This window comes from Saccharomonospora sp. NPDC046836, from assembly GCF_040645195.1.
Taxonomy (GTDB): Bacteria; Actinomycetota; Actinomycetes; order Mycobacteriales; family Pseudonocardiaceae; genus Prauserella_A.
The window spans coordinates 1-3009 of the sequence record NZ_JBEYXW010000109.1; the positions used below are offsets into that span (position 1 = coordinate 1).

Below are 3009 nucleotides of genomic sequence, written 5' to 3' on the forward strand. Positions count from 1 at the left end.
AGCCTTCCGGATGGCGTATAGTTGATTTCACCGACGCGGGGTGGAGCAGCTCGGTAGCTCGCTGGGCTCATAACCCAGAGGTCGCAGGTTCAAATCCTGTCCCCGCTACTGAAGGGCGAGGCCCGGATTCCTTTCGAGGAATCCGGGCCTTCGTCGTGTGCCGTCGCCGGTGCCGGTACTCGTTCGGGCGCTGCCCGCTCGCCGCCGCACCGTGTGGGCGGAAGCATGGGGGAAGCGCTGACGCGGGAGCGGGCGTGTCCGGGCCGGGCCGACCGGGGGCCGGCCGATGGATCAGGAGACAGGCTGGTGGGGAAACGCGGTGAGGACGCGGAGAAGGAGACGGGCCGGCCGGCCGCCCGGAAGGCCCCGGCGGGGAGGCGGGGTGCGACCGGGCGGGAGACCTTCGGCAGCTACAAGGGGGACCGGCTCACGGGGAGCAGGTCCCGGACGCTGATGCGGCTGCTGCCGGTGGTGCTGCTCGTCGCCGGTGTCATCTTCGACCAGGCCGCGCCGCCGCGCTTCAACGCCAGCCCGCTCTACGCCGCGGCGCCGCTGATCGCCGCGCCCTTCTTCTCGCTCCTCGGCACCGTGCTGACCGGGGCCCTCGCGCTGGCTGTGGTGGTGCTGCTCCAGTGGCAGACCGGGACGCTTGGCGGGGTGGACTCGACCACCGAGCTGCTCACCATCCTCACCTGCGCCCTCCTCGCTCTGCTCAGCAACCGCCTGGTCAGCCGCAGTGGCGAGCAGCTCGCCACCGCCCGCAGCATCGCCGAGGCCGCCCAGCGTGCCGTGCTGCCCATCCCCGCCGAGCGGATCGGCGGCTTCGACATCGCCGCCCGCTACGAGGCCGCCCAGGCCGACGCCCTCATCGGCGGCGACCTCTACGCCGTCCAGGAGACCCCGCACGGGGTGCGGCTGCTCGTCGGCGACGTGCGCGGCAAGGGGCTCGGCGCGGTGGAGGCGGTCGCCGTGGTCATCGGCGCGTTCCGCGAGGCCGCCGAGCAGGAGTCGAGCCTGGAGAAGGTGGCCCAGCGGCTCGAACGCGCCCTCGCCCGTGAGGGGGTGCGGCGGGAGGGACTGGACCAGTTCGAGGGGTTCACCACCGCGCTGCTGGCGGAGATCCCGCCCGGGCAGTCCGTCGTCCGCACGGTCAACCGGGGCCATCCCGAGCCGCTGCTGCTCCATGGCGACGGAGACGTACGGGTGCTGGCGCCGACCCAGCCGGCCCTTCCGCTCGGCATGGGGGACCTCGGGGTGTGGCCGGACCGTTCGGACGCGACGCCCTTCCCCTCCGGCGCCACCCTGCTGCTCTTCACCGACGGGCTGACGGAGGCGCGGGACCGGAACGGGGTCTTCTACGACCCGGCGTCGCGGCTGACGGGGCGTCGCTTCGAGGCGCCCGACCACCTTCTGGAGGTGCTCTCTCGGGAGGTCCGCGTGCACACCGGCGGCGGGCCGCAGGACGACATGGCGTTGCTGGCGCTCCGCCGTCCGTGAGGCGCCCGGGCTCCGGCGGGAGGCGGCCGCGCGCCGCCGGTGCCGTCACCGAGGGTGAATGACTGGACGCTCCCCGCATAACAACTGACACACCGTCAGGTGCTCCTGTGGTGGTTCCGTGGAGGCAACTCGCCCGAATGCGCCCCTCGGTGCCCCGGTACGTCCGGGCCCCGGGGCCCAACGATCATCCGGAACAGCTTGGAATCCGGGCCGGGTGTCTATTAACGTTCGATAACGCAGCGCGGTTGTCCCGGCCGTCACCCGAGACGGCTCCGCGCGCATGCGCCGAATCCCGTAGGGAACCGGGGAACCACTCCTTGGGGTGAATCGGACGCCTTTCGAGGCGCCCGTAGGAGACCTTCCTGCTCCGAACCCGTCAGCTAACCCGGTAGGCGAGAAGGAAGGAAAGGAGAGCGCCCGCGTGGCGTCGAACCGTCCTGCCCCTGAGGCCCTGTTCGTGCCGAACGACGAGGACCCGGTCACCGGTCCCACGGCTTACGGACCCGCCGGGGGGCCCTGGGAGGAATGGAATCCCACCGAGGAGTCCATCCGTCCCGTCCGCGGCCGGCACCGTGTCGCGAAGCAGCGCGGCGGCCTCGCCCGCTCCTCCACCGTCCTCGGCGTCGGCGTCATCGCCGCGGTGGGCGCCGGCGGTATCGCCACCGCCAAGGAGAAGCCCCCGGTCTCCATCTCGCTCCCCGACCTCTCCGCCGTCAAGGCGTCCCTCCCGGACGCCGATTCGCTGCCGGGCGTCGGCAGCCTGCTGGGCTCCGACAAGGAGTCCGACACGCAGGTGACGGCCAGCCCGCTCACCGGCGCCGGGGTCACTGTCGCCGACACCGAGCAGGGCACCACCGACGCCGGCGAGGCGCTGCGGGCGCGCATCATCCAGCAGGCCGAGCACCAGCAGGACCAGGCCGACCAGAGCGCGGCCCGCGCCGCCGAGCAGGCCGCGGCCGAGCAGGCCGTCGCCGAGGCCGCGAAGGTTCAGGAGGCCGCCGAGAAGAAGCTGGCCGAGGCGGAGCGGAAGAAGGCCGAGGAGAAGCGGAAGAAGGAGGAGGCCGAGCGCCTCGCCAAGCTCGCCGCCAGCTTCTCGCTCCCCACCACCTCGTACACCCTGACTTCGACCTACGGTCAGGCGGGCGCCATGTGGTCCTCCGGCTATCACACCGGACTCGACTTCGCCGCCCCCACCGGGACCCCGCTGAAGGCGATCCACTCCGGCACCATCAAGGAAGCGGGCTGGGCCGGTTCGTACGGCTACCGCACCATCCTGGAACTGGAGGACGGCACCGAACTCTGGTACTCCCACCAGTCGTCGATGTCCGTCAGCGCCGGGCAGAAGGTCACCACGGGCGACGTGATCGGCCGTGTGGGCGCCACCGGCAACGTCACCGGGCCCCACCTCCACCTGGAGATCCACCCGAGTGGCGGCGACGGCGTCGACCCGCTCAGCTGGCTGCGGGGCAAGGGCCTCAAGATCTGACACCGGTCTGTACCGAGCCCGCCCGC

2 protein-coding genes, 1 tRNA gene and 1 riboswitch are annotated in these 3009 nt (G+C 72.2%); all 3 genes read left to right on the forward strand.

Annotation, left to right across the window (positions count from 1 at the left end; translation table 11 throughout):
- The first annotated feature begins 34 nt into the window (after window positions 1-34).
- The 3 genes from ABZ863_RS35460 (at window position 35) to ABZ863_RS35470 (ending at window position 2983) form a co-directional block, all read left to right on the forward strand.
- A tRNA-Met gene (locus ABZ863_RS35460) sits at window positions 35-108 on the forward strand.
- Between the two features lie 198 nt (window positions 109-306).
- The gene (locus ABZ863_RS35465; RefSeq protein WP_023418174.1) at window positions 307-1497 is read left to right on the forward strand and encodes a PP2C family protein-serine/threonine phosphatase; all 1191 of its coding nucleotides are present in this window, start codon (window positions 307-309) and stop codon (window positions 1495-1497) included.
- Between the two features lie 273 nt (window positions 1498-1770).
- Window positions 1771-1907, forward strand: a riboswitch (cyclic di-AMP (ydaO/yuaA leader).
- An 11-nt stretch (window positions 1908-1918) separates the two neighbouring features.
- A complete protein-coding gene (locus ABZ863_RS35470) occupies window positions 1919-2983 on the forward strand; it encodes a M23 family metallopeptidase (protein WP_358221664.1) in 1065 nt (354 codons plus the stop codon).
- The last annotated feature ends 26 nt before the right edge of the window (window positions 2984-3009 follow it).